This window comes from Streptomyces sp. NPDC005202, from assembly GCF_040608235.1.
Lineage (GTDB): Bacteria > Actinomycetota > Actinomycetes > Streptomycetales > Streptomycetaceae > Streptomyces.
In genome coordinates, this window is the sequence record NZ_JBEXHW010000093.1 from 1 (window position 1) to 1,594 (window position 1,594).

General features: G+C 64.9%; 1 protein-coding gene. It reads left to right on the plus strand.

What is annotated here, in order from left to right; translation table 11 throughout:
- Positions 1 to 845 (plus strand): site-specific integrase (locus ABZV31_RS38270; RefSeq protein WP_355901494.1); only part of this gene is annotated, 845 nt, incomplete at its 5' end.
- Positions 846 to 1,594: the final 749 nt, after the last annotated feature.

The following is a 1,594-nucleotide window of genomic DNA, read 5'->3' on the forward strand; positions in this document are numbered from 1 at the left end:
CGATGCGGTCATACGTCGTCACGACTGACAGTATGCCTCGTCACTCACCACCTACCGTTGCTGATGAGCCATCCACAAGTATTGACAATTTCTCGCGCGCACATGCCCAGCGCAGAGACAAGGCCGCGCGGAACGTCGCGCTACTCGTCACCGCACCGGAGGGGCGCCCCGGTCGACCGAGCAAGGCACTGAACCTGGAACAGGCGAAAGCTGTCCTCACCGCCGCGCGTCCCTCACGGCTGTACGCCTACCTCGTGCTCTCGCTTCTCAGCGGTGTGCGCACGGAAGAGGCGCCACCCCTCACCTGGGATCACGTCTTCCTGGAGACGACGGACGGCATCCCGCCTCACGTCGCAGTGTGGCGTTCGGTGCGCAAGCACGGTGAGACCAAGACCAGGAAGAGCCGGCGCACCATCGCTCTGCCGAAGCAGGTGGTTGACGTCCTCGAAGAGCACATGCGATGGCAGAAGCAGGAGCGGGCATCGAGAGGCATGGAGTGGAGCCCGACCGGCCGTGTCTTCATGACCCGATTCGGCGAACCGCTCGACGCGGCCAACGTTCGGAGAGACTTCAAGGCCATCGTGAAGAAGGCCGGACTGAAGCCGGAGTGGACGCCGCGGGAGCTCCGGCACAGCTTCGTTTCCCTGCTCTCAGACCACGGCATCCCCCTCGAGCGAATCGCGCTCCTGGTCGGCCACAGCAGCCAAGCCACCACGGAGGCGGTCTACCGCAAGCAGCGTCGCCCGGTGATCACGCAGGGCGCCGAAGCGATGGATGACATCTTCGCCGAAGATCAGGGAGGGGAGGACACGGAAGGCCAGGAGGAGGGCGACGCGGTGGCCTGATCAAATTCGTTTGGCCCCCTGTTTGGCCCCCCGAGCACGACAGAGGGCCAATCGCGATCACGCGATTGGCCCTCTGACCAGCGTCGGGGTGGCGGGATTTGAACCCACGACCTCTTCGTCCCGAATGAGGGTCGGGCAAGATCGACACCTGTGGATCTTGTAAACGTGCAGGTCAGGGAATTGGTCTGAGGCGGTGTGGCAGGGTCTCGATTGGTCTCTGAGGGAAGATCATCTCCCAGATTTCTCCCAGGAGCGGAGAGCCGCTGTGCCCCGGGTGCGTCTTGGCAACGATTGCCAGCGCGAGTTTGCAGACGCCGCCGACTCAGGTGGTCAGGGGGGCCGACTGCCCCGCAGCCACGTTCACGTTGGGCGGTTAGGGGACACTGGCTGCGATCATGGCGGCTCGGTCACCTCCGTGGGGTCCTCCGGGAGATGGCCGTACAGGCGATACCCCATCTCGTCAGGGTGCCGCGTGACGCGGGCTAGCCGCCAGGCCGCCTCGTACGACATACGTCCGTGGTTCTGGGCACGGAGTCGCACCGCCAGCAAGCTGGTGACCGGATCGAGAAGCCAGCGCAGGAGCATCAACTTCACTGGAACTCGCCGGCGATGGCGGTGAGGGCACGGGCGGCGTCCTCGTCGCCGAATGCTCTTAGAGGGCGGTTCGTGAGTATTTGAGCCGTTCTGTGGTCGCCTGATGGTGTGGGGTGTGGGCGGAATCCGCGGGTCCGCGGTGCGGGGTCTGCTGG